Source organism: Metabacillus litoralis (assembly GCF_007994985.1).
Classification (GTDB): domain Bacteria; phylum Bacillota; class Bacilli; order Bacillales; family Bacillaceae; genus Metabacillus; species Metabacillus litoralis.
In genome coordinates this window covers 458,176-474,770 of sequence record NZ_VOQF01000001.1, presented here as the reverse complement: position 1 = coordinate 474,770, position 16,595 = coordinate 458,176, and the positions used below count along the sequence as shown (strand labels likewise).

The 16,595-nt window shown below is 32.9% G+C and carries 19 protein-coding genes; 16 read left to right on the top strand and 3 right to left on the bottom strand.

Annotated features, from left to right (window positions below; all coding sequences use genetic code 11):
- Positions 1-35 precede the first annotated feature (35 nt).
- The 3 genes from FS935_RS02510 (at position 36) to FS935_RS02500 (ending at position 2,179) form a co-directional block, all read left to right on the top strand.
- On the top strand, positions 36-677 hold the full coding sequence (locus FS935_RS02510; RefSeq protein ID WP_146946323.1) for a DsbA family oxidoreductase: 642 nt from the start codon (positions 36-38) through the stop codon (positions 675-677).
- A gap of 268 nt (positions 678-945) precedes the next feature.
- Positions 946-1,848, top strand: coding sequence for an HD domain-containing phosphohydrolase (locus tag FS935_RS02505; protein ID WP_240050793.1), 903 nt, complete (start codon positions 946-948; stop codon positions 1,846-1,848).
- A 10-nt stretch (positions 1,849-1,858) separates the two neighbouring features.
- Entirely contained in the window at positions 1,859-2,179 is a 321-nt protein-coding gene (locus tag FS935_RS02500; protein ID WP_146945940.1) for an 8-amino-7-oxononanoate synthase, read from the top strand.
- A gap of 153 nt (positions 2,180-2,332) precedes the next feature.
- Here FS935_RS02500 and FS935_RS02495 read toward each other — a convergent pair whose 3' ends face one another.
- Positions 2,333-3,394: a PQQ-dependent sugar dehydrogenase gene (locus tag FS935_RS02495; protein WP_146945939.1), complete on the bottom strand. Its 1,062-nt coding sequence runs from the start codon at positions 3,392-3,394 to the stop codon at positions 2,333-2,335.
- A gap of 264 nt (positions 3,395-3,658) precedes the next feature.
- Here FS935_RS02495 and trhO point away from each other — a divergent pair, with 264 nt between their 5' ends.
- The 7 genes from trhO to FS935_RS02460 all read left to right on the top strand — a co-directional run bounded on the left by trhO (position 3,659) and on the right by FS935_RS02460 (position 9,464).
- Positions 3,659-4,603, top strand: coding sequence for an oxygen-dependent tRNA uridine(34) hydroxylase TrhO (gene trhO / locus FS935_RS02490; RefSeq protein WP_146945938.1), 945 nt, complete (start codon positions 3,659-3,661; stop codon positions 4,601-4,603).
- A gap of 212 nt (positions 4,604-4,815) precedes the next feature.
- Complete coding sequence (locus tag FS935_RS02485) at positions 4,816-5,439, top strand: YitT family protein (RefSeq protein WP_146945937.1); 624 nt, start codon at positions 4,816-4,818, stop codon at positions 5,437-5,439.
- Between the two features lie 205 nt (positions 5,440-5,644).
- The gene (locus FS935_RS02480) at positions 5,645-5,932 is read left to right on the top strand and encodes a hypothetical protein (protein ID WP_146945936.1); all 288 of its coding nucleotides are present in this window, start codon (positions 5,645-5,647) and stop codon (positions 5,930-5,932) included.
- A gap of 621 nt (positions 5,933-6,553) precedes the next feature.
- Complete coding sequence (locus tag FS935_RS02475) at positions 6,554-7,105, top strand: spore coat protein (RefSeq protein WP_146945935.1); 552 nt, start codon at positions 6,554-6,556, stop codon at positions 7,103-7,105.
- A 145-nt stretch (positions 7,106-7,250) separates the two neighbouring features.
- On the top strand, positions 7,251-7,646 hold the full coding sequence (locus FS935_RS02470; RefSeq protein ID WP_338036892.1) for a hypothetical protein: 396 nt from the start codon (positions 7,251-7,253) through the stop codon (positions 7,644-7,646).
- A 223-nt stretch (positions 7,647-7,869) separates the two neighbouring features.
- Positions 7,870-8,847 carry a ring-cleaving dioxygenase gene (locus FS935_RS02465; protein WP_146945934.1) on the top strand — a complete coding sequence of 326 codons (978 nt, stop codon included), beginning with the start codon at positions 7,870-7,872 and terminating at the stop codon, positions 8,845-8,847.
- Between the two features lie 11 nt (positions 8,848-8,858).
- Positions 8,859-9,464, top strand: a complete 606-nt coding sequence (locus FS935_RS02460) for an alpha/beta hydrolase (protein WP_146945933.1) — start codon at positions 8,859-8,861, stop codon at positions 9,462-9,464.
- An 88-nt stretch (positions 9,465-9,552) separates the two neighbouring features.
- Here FS935_RS02460 and FS935_RS02455 read toward each other — a convergent pair whose 3' ends face one another.
- The gene (locus tag FS935_RS02455) at positions 9,553-10,221 is read right to left on the bottom strand and encodes an SOS response-associated peptidase (RefSeq protein WP_146945932.1); all 669 of its coding nucleotides are present in this window, start codon (positions 10,219-10,221) and stop codon (positions 9,553-9,555) included.
- Between the two features lie 146 nt (positions 10,222-10,367).
- Between FS935_RS02455 and FS935_RS02450 the strand changes: the two genes are divergently transcribed.
- From FS935_RS02450 to speD, 6 genes are all read left to right on the top strand, one after another.
- Positions 10,368-10,475, top strand: a complete 108-nt coding sequence (locus tag FS935_RS02450) for a YjcZ family sporulation protein (RefSeq protein WP_146945931.1) — start codon at positions 10,368-10,370, stop codon at positions 10,473-10,475.
- A gap of 276 nt (positions 10,476-10,751) precedes the next feature.
- Entirely contained in the window at positions 10,752-11,588 is an 837-nt protein-coding gene (locus FS935_RS02445; RefSeq protein ID WP_146946321.1) for an aldo/keto reductase, read from the top strand.
- Positions 11,589-11,780: 192 nt separating this feature from the next.
- Positions 11,781-13,250, top strand: a complete 1,470-nt coding sequence (gene dacB / locus FS935_RS02440) for a D-alanyl-D-alanine carboxypeptidase/D-alanyl-D-alanine endopeptidase (protein ID WP_146945930.1) — start codon at positions 11,781-11,783, stop codon at positions 13,248-13,250.
- Positions 13,251-13,492: 242 nt separating this feature from the next.
- Entirely contained in the window at positions 13,493-14,137 is a 645-nt protein-coding gene (locus FS935_RS02435; RefSeq protein ID WP_146945929.1) for an SDR family oxidoreductase, read from the top strand.
- Between the two features lie 87 nt (positions 14,138-14,224).
- Complete coding sequence (locus tag FS935_RS02430; protein WP_146945928.1) at positions 14,225-14,893, top strand: GNAT family N-acetyltransferase; 669 nt, start codon at positions 14,225-14,227, stop codon at positions 14,891-14,893.
- A 133-nt stretch (positions 14,894-15,026) separates the two neighbouring features.
- On the top strand, positions 15,027-15,842 hold the full coding sequence (speD, locus tag FS935_RS02425; RefSeq protein ID WP_146945927.1) for an adenosylmethionine decarboxylase: 816 nt from the start codon (positions 15,027-15,029) through the stop codon (positions 15,840-15,842).
- Positions 15,843-15,872: 30 nt separating this feature from the next.
- On the opposite strand, the gene FS935_RS02420 is transcribed toward speD, so the two are convergent.
- Positions 15,873-16,406: a YceI family protein gene (locus tag FS935_RS02420; protein ID WP_146945926.1), complete on the bottom strand. Its 534-nt coding sequence runs from the start codon at positions 16,404-16,406 to the stop codon at positions 15,873-15,875.
- Positions 16,407-16,595 lie beyond the last annotated feature (189 nt).

Genomic DNA, 16,595 nt, shown 5'->3' with positions numbered 1-16,595 from the left:
ATTAAACTGAATAGTGAAAGGGGATAATGATTAGTATGCATATAGAAGTATGGTCGGATATTGTGTGTCCGTTTTGTTATATAGGGAAAAAGCGATTGGAAGAAGCACTAGAACAGTTTTCTTATAAAGAAGATGTGAAAGTTGAATTTCGTAGCTTTGAGCTTAATCCTCAAGCACCAATTCATGCAGAAGGAGATTATGTAGAGCTACTAGCGAAAAAGTACAATACAACAAAAGAGCAAATCATGACTATGAATAATCAATTAACAGAACAAGCTAAAGAAGTCGGTTTAATTTATCATCTTGATCAGGTGAAGCCTACAAATACATTCGATGCACACCGATTGATTCATTTCGCAAAAAATCATGGAAAAGAAAATGATATGGTTGTTCGTCTATTTGACGCTTATTTTACAGAGGTTAAGCAAGTGGCTGATCACTCTACTCTTATTGAGCTTGCCGTTGAGGTTGGTTTAAATAAACAAGAAGTAAATGAGATGTTAGATAGTACTAATTATGGTGATGATGTTCGCAAAGAAGAACAAGATGCAAAGCAGATCGGTGTTAATGGTGTACCATTCTTTGTGATAAACCGCAAGTATGCTATTTCCGGTGCTCAACCTACTGAAGTGTTTTTAGAAGTATTAGAAAAGGTTAAACAAGAAGATAGTGAATAAAAAGAATTAGTTAAGTAAAATCGCCAAATAGCTCCCTTGAAATTCTAAAGGGGTTTTTTGGCGTTTTGTGTTTTTAAATAATATGAGTCTTATTGAGTGAATGACTAAAGGGTACTTTAGACTATTAAAATGTTAAAAACTAGCATTATTTTCTATTTTTCTTATCATAGATATGGTATAATATTCATTTTTCATAATTTCTCTATACGAAAGATCACTGATTTTATATAATATGGTGAAAAGAAAAATAGAAAGTAAGTGAGGTAATATGAAAGAATTAGCTAATAAAAAGGATTTTATCGAAACCGTCCAAATGAAAGGTTTAACCATATCTCTCCTTGCTTCAGCTGATTCTACGGAAATTATCCATCATAAGCTTGAACCAAATACTAGATGGGGACTAGAACCTGAAGAAGGTTGGATTGCACTTGAATATATATTTATTTTATCTGGTGAACTAAAGCTATTAACAAATGATGGCTTTACGATATATAAAGCAGGAGATTCTTTTTATAGAGGTCCTGTGACAGAACATTATCTGTTTCAATCAATTGGTACAGCAGAGTTTTTGTATGTTACATCACAACCAGTGTTTCATCGCTATAGTCAAGTTTCAAAGGATCTGGTAAAACTAGCTATCTCTATTGAACAAAAGGATGGCTATACAAGTGATCATTGTGGTAGAATTAGTAAACTATCAATGCTAGTAGGGGAGCAGTTAGCGTTAGACTCACAACAATTACTTCGATTAAATATGGCTTCCTTTTTTCATGATATTGGCAAAGTGAAAATTCCATTAAATATTTTACTAAAGCCTGGGGAACTAACAGAAGAAGAGTGGATGATCATGAAAAGTCACTCAATCTATGGTAGACAGTTACTAGAAGAAACGAAACTTCCTTTGCTGAAAAATGTTGGTGAAATTGTTGAGCAGCATCATGAACGTTACGATGGAAAAGGTTATCCTTATGGTTTAACAAGTGATGATATTAAAATTGAAGCTTCGATTATTTCTGTAGTTGATTCATTCGATGCGATGACAACAGACAGGCCATATCATAAAGCAAAATCAAGAGAAGAGGCTATATCAGAAATTATTCGTTGTCGAGGTACTATGTATGCACCAGAGGTAGTTGATGCGTTTATTTCTATACAAACCCAGATGAATTAGGAGTGATTTTATGAAAAAATTAGGATTATTAGTTGCTGCTTTATTTTTTGTTATTTTAATAACTGTAACACCAGCAAAAGCTGCTTATCTACCAGAATATGATAAGTATGTTGAGGTAAGTTATGAAGATGCTAGATATATAGCAGACTTAGTAGGCTTAAAAGGTATTCCTCTAGGTGAAGAAACAGCAAGATTGAGTTTTGAATTTCAAGAAACACTTATTGGGAAAATTGAAAAAAGATTAAACACGGAAATTGACCACTACTATATTTGGTTAACAATAGACGGTCAACCTGTATTAGGTATAGACCCTCCAGTACCAATGTTTTAAAAAAATTTCTCTTTATCAAGATTTATTGTTGATAAAGAGAGATTTTTTTCTATTTAGACTGTACATAATAATTTTCTTTTTACATCTGTAGTTTTAGTTGTCACATTCAACTAGTTTGAATGGAAATAAATTATTGATGAGGATTCATTATAACTACATTTCTTGATTCAATTCTGTTAATTTAATTAATAGATCATCATCACTTGAAGGACTTCCACGACCGTCTCGGTTACTTGTTATCGAATATAAAATATCATCTTTAATTAATATATCACGCATTCTGCCACTGTTTGAATGCAAAACATCAACATCTTTTGTTGTTAAATCAAAGCTTTGTATTTTTTCACCTCTTAATGTTGCTATGTACAGTTTACCGTTAGAAAAATCAATACCTGAAGGTGCCCATGTGTCTTCACCCGTGTGATAAAGAGGTGACTCCATATTTTGAGCTTTTTCATCACCTTGAATGACAGGCCAACCATAGTTTGATCCAGGTTTTATTAAGTTAATTTCGTCATGAGCGCTCTGTCCATGTTCTGTGCTATATAAAGTACCTTTTTCATCCCATACTAAGCCTTGGGGATTGCGATGTCCATAAGAATAAACGTAAGAGCTAGAAAATGGATTATCCTCTGGGATACCACCATCTAATGTCATGCGTAATATTTTCCCAGCTAAACTGTTTTTGTCTTGAGATAAACTAGTATTACCTGAGTCACCTGTAGTAGCATATAACATGTTATCAGGACCTATTTTGAGTCTTCCACCATTATGAATGACTCCACCTGGTATATCTTCTAATATGACTTTCTTTTCAACCCATGTCTGATTTTGTTTCTCTAAAAGGACAACTCGATTTTTAAGTAGATTATTTTCCTTATAGGTATGGTATGCATATGCTTGCTTTGTTGTCTTGAAGTCAGGGGCTAGGATAAATCCAAGTAAACCTCCTTCACCCTCGTGTTGAACCTTTTTCGTAACAGCTACTTCTTGTGTAATCTTATTATCTGAATCGATTTCTATTATTTTCCCACTGCGTTGTGTTAGATAGAAGCTTTCATCTTGTTTAGCAATTGTCCATGGAATATCCAGGTTCTTTGCTAAGATTTCTATTTCTGAGCCAGAAGCTGTGACATTTTTTTGGCTTTCAGTAGAATCTCCTAAAGAACAGCCCGATAAAAGACCTAATAAGACGATATATTTAATGATTTTCAATTAAATCACTCCATCTACCAAAATGTTTGTCTAATTCATCATAACAAGATTTAAGGAAGTAATCAAAAGTACTAATCACAAAGATAATCACTATAAGAGAAAGGTAGAAATATGATGATTTTGTTACAATTGTATGTTTCATTTGAAATTTTTCAGAAAATCTGCTTTAATTAGATGTTGCATTTTAATAAGTATGTAAGATAAAAACGCAAGGAACCATCTCTGTATGTATATCTTGCAAATATAATATAGAAGGTGAAATATATGTCAAAAGAATATCGAGTTTTATTATATTATCATTATGTTACGATTGATCAACCTGAAGAGTTCACCCAAGAGCATCTAGAATTTTGTAAAAGCCTAGGGTTAAAGGGGAGAATTTTGATTGCCGATGAAGGGATAAATGGGACAATCTCTGGAACTGTTGAACAAACTGATCAGTATATAGCTGCTATGAAACAAGATGATCGCTTTGCAGACATGATCTACAAAATTGATGAAGAAGAAGGACATGCCTTCAAAAAAATGAAGGTTCGTTATCGTCCCGAGCTTGTTACTCTTCGTTTAGAAGAAGATGTTAATCCTTTGGAGTTGACAGGCAAATATTATAGCCCAAAGCAATTTCTTGAAGCAATGAAGGATGAAGATACAGTTGTGATTGATGCAAGAAATGACTATGAGTATTCAGTTGGTCATTTCCGCAATGCGATCCTACCTGATATTAATACATTTAAAGATTTACCAAATTGGATACGTGAAAATAAAGAGCAGTTTGAAGGCAAAAAGATCTTAACGTATTGTACTGGTGGAATCCGATGCGAAAAGTTTTCTGGTTGGTTACGTAAAGAAGGGTTTGATGATGTTGCTCAGTTACACGGTGGAATTGTTACTTATGGTAAGGATCCTGAAGTTCAAGGAAAAGATTGGGAAGGTCAATGCTATGTATTTGATGAGCGGCTAACTGTACCTGTCAACCGAGTAGAACCAACCGTAGTAGGAAAAGATTATTATACTGGAGAACCTTGCGAACGTTTTGTAAATTGTGGTAATCCTGCATGTAATAAAAAAATTCTTTGTTCAGAAGAAAATGAGCATAAATTCTTAAGAGCTTGCAGTCATGAATGTCGAGTTCATGAAAGAAATCGTTATGTTACAGAACATGAACTATCAGAAGAGCAAGTAAAAGAGAAATTAGCAGCTTTAGTATAAGAAGACCGAAAAAACAAACCATCTAACAAATTGAGTTAGATGGTTTGTTTATTTTTTGTAGTTTTAAGCCCTCATTCTCGAAGATCCATAAATTCCCTAAACTATCATTCTATTTCAAATAAACGTAAGATTCCGAATAATTCTCAGCTTATTGACCTTTATAAGCTAGGTGTTATAAGTTAATAGGAGACATTGTAAACTGGGGGGAAGATATGTCTACCATAAAAAAATTACTTTTTGTATTACTCGGATTGGTTATTACATCTTTAGGCATCAAAATTCTCTCAAACAGTTTATTAACTTTTGGAGGAACAGCTGGAATTGCAACCATCCTAACATATGTCACGAACATTTCTTGGGGTGTTTTATTCTTTATTGTAAACCTGCCTTTTTTCTTTATTTCCATTCAAGAGCTTGGTAAATGGTTTACAATTTCGAGTCTGTTATCTATTACAGGTATCTCATTTATTCGAGAAGGACTTGATTTGTGGATTCCTGCATTTGATATTAATATTATATTGGCAACAGTAATTGCTGGACTACTCATTGGATTTGGTGTTACATTTGTGCTAAACAATGGTTCATCATTAGGCGGTATTCATATTTTAGGTTTATATATAGATAAGAAATTTGGACTAAATAGAGGTATTGTTCTTTTTGTTTGTGATTCTCTTATTATACTGTTTGCAGTTGCAATAGTCGGTTGGTATAAAGGATTATTATCGATTTTTTGTATCTTTATTGCAAGTACTATTATAGGTCGATATAAGAAATCACCTATTAAAGAAATGGAACGAGACCAAGAGGAACACTATCTTAGACAAAATGTACATTAAGTCCTTTGTTAAGATTGTTGTTTTTTGAACTACTATTCAAGACGTAACGATACGCTGTATACTCACTTGTTTCGTCCAAGTTTTCAAGCAATAATGTTTCGAAAAACAGACCACTTAATGGTTTACTACTCAAGATTGGAAACAATTTTAGGGTAGTTTTTTTTTCGTTTCTTCTCTAAAGTATAAAGTAAGGGAGAGGAATAAAATGAAGAAATACAGACCTGTTCATGAAATTTTAGCTAGTAAAGATGTTTTATTAGCAAAAAGCTTCTTAAAGGAATTATGGTATGCAATTGAAGAGGAATATTTTTCTTTATCTACAAATTATAAAGTATATAAACAACAGTTAATGCATTTACGTGCAAGTGCACCTGTTAATTGGAATTTAAATTGGAATGGAAGCCAATTCTATTTATCTACTATTATCGAAAATCACAGTGTATTGCATGTTTCTATTAAATCGAATGGTCATGTTGAATATCTATTTAGTTGAGTCAAGGCTCTACTTAAGTCATATAAGGTTGATTGGAGCGAAAGGTGCGGACTTCTGCAGTTGGTCAATTCACTAATTTGCCCTTCGGAAAGAGCATCCTGTAGCGAAAATCAACTTTAACAGTACATGTTTCTCATAATGAAGTTTGAATATAATTTATAGAATTGTGAATGTGAATTTTTTTCCTTCTCATTTTCTCTACATTAATGATCCTATTACTATTTCTACCTCGTTAAGAAATCCACATTGAAGCAACAATAGATCAAGTAGTCATCACTCCTAATTCTTTATCAATGTCAATCATTTCTTAAACACTTCAATAATTCTCAATTCAACATAAATGAACCTCTGATTGTCTTAACAAGTTTATAAAATAATTCTTGCAATATACCCAAGTCACTTTTTTAACTTCTTTAAGAACCGTGTTTAAGCACCTCCATTTTACATAATGAATTTAAAGGTTACTCTTTGAATAGTTATCTTTTCTCAAAACGTGAAAGTGTTTATTTACAATGAGTAAATATATTCGTTTTTTATTGTTTATATAAAATGAATATTTCTGATAAGTTGGTGGGAATTTAAATTTGGCTTTACAAAAAGTGCAAAAAAGGAGGGAAGTCAATGCAGGTTCAACTGGGTGCTCATGAATTAATTGAAATCAATGAAGTCTTAAGTTGTATGATCAATTCGATTAATCAATTTCAAATTTATAAGCCTTACTGTCAAGATCAAGAGCTAAAAAACATTTTGGAAAATCAATTGTCATTTATGACGAATGAGTATAATTCAATTATCATTACGTTACAACAGAAAACATCGAAAAATCAGTTACCTAATGTAGAGCAGAGAATGGATGTTACACCGATTTACGGAGTTAATAAAAACAGAGTACCAGAGGCACCAAATGCATCAATAAACCAGTTAAATGATCGTGATATCTCATCAACTATGAATGGTAGTCACAAAGCATTATCTGTTCTAAAGATGCAAGCTGCACTTGAGTGTACAGATTCTCAAATTCGGGAAATGATGATTCAAAGTTCAAAAAATTGTGCTGATCAAGCTTATGAAACATGGACTTATATGAATAAAAAAGGCTATTATCAAGTACCAGTTTTTGACCAAGCAATATCTAAAAGCATGATTAATGGTTTTCAACAAAGTAGTTTATAACATAATCAATAAGACATCTTTTGTAGTATTGTTGCTTCCATTATTAATGATAGGTCAAGTAACACTTTGCTAACAAGGAGTCTCAATTAAAGTAGTATATATCATAACCAATAATAATAACTTTTAATCATGGAGGGAATATATTATGCATACACCACAACATGCAATGCAACAAATTAATGAATGTCGCCAAACAGCTCAACAACTTATCCAACAAACGCAGCAAGGAAGTCAACAATATAAAGAAATGCTTCAGCAAGAGCAACAAAATGCTCAAATGCTACAGCAATTATTACAAAGAGAACAACAAGCTGTACAAATGATTCAACAAAGCTTACAAGGTCATAACCAGGCAATTCAACAATGTCAGGATATTATAAATGTATGTAATCAAATGCAACAGGAGCTATCACAAGGAGCTACTAATTTTTCAAACTTTCAACAACAAGATCAATCACATTTTATAAATAATCAAGCTCAATCTCATCAAATTCCAAGCTATAGAAACTATCAACAAAACACTCAATATACTCAGTCATAATAAAAAGGGTTAACGAATGAAAAAATTCGTTAACCCTTTTTCAAGACTCCTCTTTCGGTAGCTATATATAAGTCCGATCATATAAAACAGCTAGATCTTCTTTTAGAACAAAACCATAAAAAGAACATTGGTTGACAGAAATCATCCTATTCTTTATAATTTATCTTGAATTCAAGATTATTACAACTGAGATATTTAGGTCCTTATAAAGGAGTGTTTTTTTATGAATTTAAAATCATTAAAAGGTATACACCATGTATCTGCTATTACAGCAAATGCAAAAGATAATTATGATTTTTACACGAAGGTGTTAGGGTTAAGGTTAGTTAAGAAAACAGTTAATCAAGATGATACATCAGTTTATCATTTGTTTTATGCAGATGAAAGGGGTAATCCTGGAACAGATTTGACATTTTTTGAAATCCCTCGTGCTGGCAGAACCTATGTTGGTACAAATAGTATTACATCAACTTCTCTAAGGGTGAAAACTGATCGTGCACTTCAATATTGGAAAGAAAGATTTGAGGAATTGAACATCGAACATGAAGAAATTAAAAGTGATAGTGGTCGTGCAACCCTTTTCTTTAGAGATCATGAAGGACAACGTATGGTTATTGTGTCAGATGAGAAAAATGTTGGGGGCTCAGGAGGAACACCATGGGTTAAGAGCCCTGTTCCCAAAGAATATGGAATTGTAGGACTTGGACCTGTTCAATTAACAGTTTCTCGTCCTGAACGAACGATTCATGTTTTAACAAATGTAATGGGTTTTCGGGAAATAGAAAGCTATAAAAGAGTAGAAGATCAAAGGATTGTAAGAGTTTTTGAAACAGGTGAAGGTGGAACGGGTGCAGAAATACACCTTATTGAAGAAAGTGAGTTGGAACGTGAAAGACCTGGTAGAGGTAGTGTTCATCATGTAGCATTTCGAGTTGAAAATGTGGATGAACTAAATAAGTGGGTAGAGAAACTAAATGAACATCATTTACCAAACTCAGGTTTTGTAGAGCGTTATTATTTCCGCTCCCTATATTTTAGGGAACCAAATGGTATATTATTTGAGCTAGCTACAGATGGACCTGGTTTTGAAGGTGATGAGGATTTTGAACACCTTGGTGAAAAGTTAGCTTTACCACCATATTTTGAGAGTAGAAGAGAAGAAATTGAAGCAAAGCTAAAGCCATTAGAAACGAAAAATTAGGAGGTAGTTTTATGGAACATATATTTAAGGAAGGCAATGATAAGCAATCACCAACTTTGTTATTATTGCATGGCACAGGTGGAAATGAACGTGATTTGTTACCCATCGCAGAAATGATTTCGCCTAATTCATCTGTACTTAGTGTAAGAGGAAACATATTAGAAAATGGGATGCCACGTTTTTTTCGTCGACTAGCTGAAGGTGTTTTTGATGAAGAAGATCTGATTTTTAGAACGAAGGAATTGCATGATTTTATAGAAGAATGCTCTAACCAATATCAATTTGACAGAAATAATGTTTTAGCTATTGGATATTCAAATGGAGCTAATATTGCTGCTAGCATGATGTACCACTATCAAAATGCTTTAGCAGGTGCTATTTTATTACATCCAATGGTTCCAATTAGAGAAGTTGAGCTTCCTAATTTAGCTAATACACCTGTTTTTATTGGAGCAGGATTGAATGATCCAATTATTCCAAAAGTAGAAACAAAAGAATTAATAGAAACATTACGTGCAGCGAACGGAACTGTTACAGAATATTGGGGAGAAGCTGGGCATCAATTAACTCGAGAAGAAATTGAACAGGCAAAACAATGGTACGATGGTAACTTTTAAAACTAATTAAAGGTCGCTCTTTTATGAGCGACCTTTTTTAGGTTCAGGTTCTATAAGGAAGACTTGCGGGTAATTTTCTCTGAGAATATTACAAACTATTTAACCTTTCTAGACACTCTGCAGAATCGTTGTGTGGAGAATTAACTAAATTTGATACAGGATACTTTTCCATTTCTTCCTCATTATAAGGAATAAGAAGTGATTTTAACTGTTTCATATCTTGAAAGTTTCTATCTAACCATTTGTTGTGAGAATCTGCTGGTAAAATTACGGGCATTCGATCATGAACATCCTCAGTTAGTGCATTAGCTTTCGTTGTTATAATTGTACATGTGAATAAAGGGGTATCACCCTTATCCCATCTCTCCCACAATCCAGCAAAAGCAAACGGAAGATTGTTTTTCATTTTAAAGCGGTATGGTTGCTTTTCTGTTCCATTTTTCTTCCATTCGTAAAAACCATCACTTAATATTAAACAGCGTTTTCTTAGAAATGGGTTTTTAAAACTAACTTTTTCATCGATCGTCTCAGATCTAGCATTTATCATTTTATGGGAGATTTTTGTGTCTTTAGACCAAGGTGGTACAAGTCCCCATTTCATCTTGGTTCCGACCCGCTCCTTGCCATTTGATCCAATAACAAGCACATTTTGCGAAGGAGCAATGTTATACCTGTTAAGAATTTCATCATTTAAAATAAAATTAAATTGATCTTGTAAAATTTCTTGATCTGTTGCTAGTGAAAATCGGCCACACATTTTAACGACCTCCATTTTATGCTATACATAGATATTATTTTACAAAAAATAAATGATAAATAGAATTTTTATAAATTTTAGATTTAACCATAACGAACTGAGACCTCCGTACATATAGTAATACATAAAAATATGGAGGTGATATCATGGGTGCAGTTGCAGGTGGCGGATACGGTTATGGAGCAGGTTTTGCTTTAATCGTTGTATTATTCATCTTGTTAATCATCATTGGTGCTTCATATGTTGGATACTAACTAACATCCAATATAACGCTAAGCCTATTATCAAATTTGATAATAGGCTTTTTAGTAGGTAAGCTTTTATGACTCTAAAGTGGATTGCTCCAGACCTTATCTCTTTAGGTCAAGCCAATTAGTCAGCTAAAAGCATCTCCTATTCTAACAGGTGCTTGATGAGATAAGAATGTTATTAGCATTTCTTAGCATCATCTTCTTATGAGCAAAATACTTTTCATAAATAATGAAATGATGCAAGATAATAAAGAAGAATGGAAGGAGAGTGCTAAATTGATGAATGGTTTACAAAGTACAACAACATTACATAACGGTGTGAAAATGCCATGGTTTGGTTTAGGAGTTTTTCAGGTTGAGGATGGTGAAGTAGTTGTAAACTCTATTACTGCTGCTATTGAAGCAGGATATAGAAGTATCGATACTGCAGCAATTTACGGAAATGAAGAGGGTGTTGGAAGTGCTATTGCAAAAAGCAGTGTTCCAAGAGAAGAGCTGTTTATAACAACTAAGGTTTGGAATGGTAACCAAGGCTTTGAAGAGACCCTTGCAGCATTTGATGAAAGTATGGAGAAACTCGGATTGGACTATCTTGATCTTTACCTTGTACATTGGCCAGTACCAGAGCATGGGAAATATATTGAGACGTGGAAAGCATTAGAAAAGCTTTACAAAGATGGCCGAGTTCGTGCGATTGGTGTAAGTAATTTCAAGGAACATCACCTTCAAGATCTTTTTGATTCATGTGAAATTAAACCAATGGTTAATCAAGTTGAGTATCATCCTCGTTTAACTCAAACAGCTCTTCATGAGTTCTGTAAACAAAATGGTATACAGCTTGAAGCGTGGTCACCATTAATGCAAGGTGGTTTACTTGATGAACCTTTACTAGTAGATCTTGCAAATAAATACAACAAGTCAACTGCACAGGTTATTCTAAGATGGGATTTACAAAACGGAGTGGTAACCATTCCGAAATCTGTAAAAGCACACCGTATTAAAGAAAACGCAAACATATTTGATTTTGAATTAACTCAAGAAGATATGGAGAAAATCAGTTCCCTTAATCAAGATAAACGTATTGGACCAGATCCAGATGAATTTAACCGCGTTTAATCTAGGCGTTTAAAAACTTAGCATTAAAATAATAGTTGTATGAAGTAACTAATAATAAACAGACAGCTGATCCTAGAGATCAGCTATTTTTTTCGTCTTCTTAGTTCATAACTAATTAAGTTTTAGCTGTATAGTAAAGAAGCTGTTCGAAAAGATTATAAGAGATCCATAAATGAAAGGAGCTCTTCTTTAATGCAAAAATATGTTTTTTTCTTAACATTATTCATCTTGTTTTTAACTCCTCAATTCGATAACACCACTGAAGCAGCAGTTCCCCAGCAAAATTATAATAATAAATTAACTGAATACTTAAGAACAAATTCTAAATTAAAAGGATCGATTTCTGCAGTAAGTATTCGATCAGCATCCACAGGTCAATTATTATATTCTTACAATGGAGAAACAAGGTTAACGCCAGCATCTAATATGAAGCTATTTACAGCAGCAGCAGCATTAGAGCTTTTAGGACCTCAGTATCGTTTTGATACGGAAATATGGACAGATGGAGCTATAAAATGGAATGGATTAGTAGGAAATCTTTACTTAAAGGGAAAGGGTGATCCAACTCTTTTATCTAAGGATTTTGATCAGCTAGCTAAGAGATTAAAAAGTAAAGGTATTCATTATGTTTGCGGTGATTTAGTTGGTGATGATACTTGGTATGATGATGTTCGTTACTCAATTGATTTACCATGGAGTGATGAAGCAGAATATTATGGGGCACAAATTTCAGCTTTAACAGCAGCGCCAGATGAAGATTATGATGCTGGAACAATAAGAATTGACATTACACCTGCTAAGAAAGAAAATGAACACCCTATCATTAAGGTGTTTCCTAAATTAGACTTATTTAAGGTACATAATTTAGCTACGACTGTTTCAAATTCAGAAAAAAACTCATTAAAGATTTCTCGTGAACATGGGACAAATGAGTTAATAGTAGAGGGAGAAATTCCAATTGAAACAGAAACTTTAAAAGAGTGGGTGTCAGTTTGGGATACCTCAAATTATGCTCTTTCCTTGTTTGAGAAATCCTTAAAAGATAATGGAATAAAACTTATCGGAAAAACTGGGATAGGAAGTGTTCCAATAAAGTCTGAATTGTTAACAAAGCATTCGTCAATTAAACTTTCAGAACTTATGGTTCCTTTTATGAAGTTAAGTAACAACACACATGCTGAAGTGCTAATAAAGGAAATGGGGAAAGTAAAAGGAAATGAGGGTAGTTGGAGTGCAGGAATACAAGCTGATATTGAAGTGCTAGAAAAGCTTGGAGTTCCTGTTCAGAAAATGGTTATAAGAGATGGCTCAGGAGTTTCTCATATGAATTTAGTTGAAGCAGATATCATCACTAAACTTTTATATAATATACAAGCTGCTAAATGGTTTGGTGATTTTTATCATTCTTTACCTGTTTCAGGAGTAAATGATAAATTGGTAGGTGGCACACTTGCAAAACGGTTTACAAACGGGGGTTTAAAAGGGAACATAAACGCTAAAACAGGTTCGTTAACAAATGTGAGTTCTTTGTCAGGATATACTAAGGATAAATATGGAGATAACATTATTTTTTCAATTTTACTTAATCATTTGAAAGAAAATCAAAATGGAAAACAAATTGAAGTAGATATTCTTAAATTAATAACTGACGATGAATTATAAAGTCTGTTTTCGAACTTATTGCTTAAGATATTAAGGAAATAACACTGTATTAAGTCTTAGTAGAACCTTTTCTTCTTAGGAAGTCCCTTTGTTAGGATACACACATTTTATTAACAGGAAAAAAGGTTAATTAACAACAATCCTTCAGAAAAGAGCACATATAAAAGCAAACATTTTGAAATCAAACTTTTTTTTTGAAATAATGAAATAGTAAAGAAGCGAAGAGAGGGGAGATTTTGTTTATGAAGATATTAGTTGTTGGTGCAAATGGTCAGATAGGGAAGCATCTTGTTGAATTAATTCAGAATTCAGAAGAACTCTCTGTGCGTGCTATGGTTAGAAAACAAGAACAAGCAGATGAGTTGATAAGAAAAGACATTGAAGCAGTTGTAGGAGATTTAGAAGGATCTGTTGAAGAACTACACAATGTGGTTGCTGGAACGGATGCGATTGTTTTTACTGCAGGCTCTGGAGGAAGTACTGGTTCAGATAAAACATTGTTGATTGACTTAGATGGTGCAGTAAAACTAATGGAAGCAGCAGAAAAAGCTGTAGTTAATAGATTTGTGATGGTAAGTGCTCATCAAGCGAATAATCGTGAAAACTGGCATAGTAGTCTTAAACCATATTATGCAGCTAAACATTATGCAGATAAAATGCTTATGCATTCAAGTTTAGATTACACCATCATTCGTCCTGGTGGTCTTTTAAATGAAGATAGTACTAATAAAATTCAAGCCGGAGAAAAACTTGAAAGAGGAGCAATACCTAGAGCGGATGTAGCAAAAACAATTATAGCTGTAATAAAGAATAATCAAACGATTCATAAATCATTTGATCTTATCACTGGAGAAACACCAATTGAAGAAGCAATAGATAAAATTTAAATAGGAAGAGAGAGGATGGTTCAAGAGCTGGGGTCAGACCCCTTATGGATCATCCTCTTTCTAAAAGAAAAGAAGGAGAGGGTGTTTATGTTCAAAAAAGAGCTATATGTTTTTGATCAAAACAATCCAGTTAAAGCAATCATCCGTAATTATAATAAGGAAGATTTTGATCAATTAATACATATTCAACAAAAATGTTTTCCACCACCTTTTCCATCAGAATTGTTGTGGAATAAGGAGCAATTAACTAACCACATAACTTTATTTCCTGAAGGAGCTTTATGTGTCGAAATTAAAGGACAATTGGTGGGTTCCATGACAAGTTTAATGATTAATTATAATGAACAACATAAACAGCATAAATGGGAGGATATTACGGATAATGGCTATATCAAAAACCATAATCCGCTGGGTAATAGTCTCTATATAGTCGACATAAGTGTAAATCCTGAGTTTCGTCAATTAGGGTTAGGAAAATGGCTAATGTTTTCGATGTATAATATTGTTGTTGAAAAAAAGCTAGAGAGGCTATTAGGTGGAGGAAGGATGCCTGGCTATAAAGCAAAAGCTGATGAAATGACGGCGGAAGAATATATACAAAATGTTGTAAAGGGCAAGGTGAAAGATCCTGTCATCACATTTTTACTGCGCTGTGGAAGAGTTCCATTACATATTATCCCTAATTATTTAGAAGATGAAGATTCTTTGAATTATGGAACCTTAATGGAATGGAAAAATCCATTTTTTAATAACTAATAAATATCTATTTGAAACCATTCAAGATAAGCATTGGTGGACAAACAAACTAAAAAATGATTTTTCCTATTTAAAAAAGGGTATGTTAATAATGTATAAACATGTATCGGAAAACTTGTAAGGGGGATTTACAATGAAATTAACACCAGAACAACGCATACAGCTCCATGAATTTAATAACTTAACTAAATCATTAAGCTTTAATATGTATGATATTTGCTATACAAAAACAAAAGAAGAACGAGAAGCTTATATAGAGTATATTGATGAGCAATATAATGCAGATCGATTAACTAAGATATTAGAATCAGTTACTGACATTATTGGAGCACATGTACTAAATATTGCAAAGCAGGATTATGTTCCTCAAGGAGCAAGTGTAACGATTTTAGTTTCTGAGGGACCAGTAGTAGAAGTACCAAATGAATCGTATGATGAATCACCAGGACCACTACCATCTGCTGTTGTGATGGGACTAGATAAGAGTCATATAACAGTTCATACATATCCAGAATATCATCCAAATGAAGGGATTAGTACGTTTAGAGCTGACATTGATGTTTCTACATGTGGTGAAATATCTCCATTAAAAGCTTTAAATTATTTAATTCATTCATTTGATACTGATATTATGACAATGGACTATAGAGTTAGAGGGTTTACGAGAGATATTAATGGTCATAAGCTATTTATAGATCATGATATAAGCTCAATACAGAACTATATTCCAGAAGAAGTGAAAAATGAATTTGATATGATTGATGTAAATATTTATCAAGAAAATATTTTTCATACAAAATGTAAGCTTAAAAAATTCGACCTAAATAATTACCTGTTTGGTTATTCCAAGGATAAATTGAGTAAGGAAGAACAGGAACAAATTACTGATAATTTAACAAAAGAAATGAATGAAATCTTTTATGGGAAAAATATTGAGGAAAATAAATAAGGTGGGAGTAAGCTCCCACCAGTTTTTATTTTATGCTTCTTTAGCAGCTTGAAGTTGAAGAGAGATCTTAATTTGGTCACCAACTAAAACCCCACCAGCTTCTAATGGAGCATTCCATGTTAAGCCATAATCACTTCTTTTAATTTTACCATCTACAGAGAAACCTGCTTTTTCATTACCCCATGGATCAACACCAGTTCCTTCAAATGCAACGACAAATGTTTCTGATTTTGTTTCACCATGTAATGATAAATCTCCAGTTACGTTATACTCATTATCATCAATTTTCTCAATATTAGTTGCTGTGAATGTCATTTTTGGATGATTTTCTACATCAAAAAAGTCTGCAGAACGTAAGTGGTTATCACGATCTTCATTGCGAGTATCAACACTTGATAAATCTACAGAAAAAGAAATGCTTGCAGTAGTTAAATCTGTTGGATTAGCTTCAATATTAGCTTCAAAGCTTTGGAAACCACCTTTAACTGTTGCGAACATCATATGTTTTACAGAAAAATCAACACTACTATGTGTTACATCAAGATTCCATTTTGCATTAGTCATAATAAATTCCTCCAATATTTTGTTTAATTAATATATCTCGATTTAAAGATTTATAACTTCGAGATAATTATATGTTTTATAATAATAATTGTCAATTAGAATGTTTGGATTATTTAACATGTTTTCATAGACAAGTAATATTTTTAGTAGAGGCAATGACATAATTAAAGAAATAATTCCATCATTTAT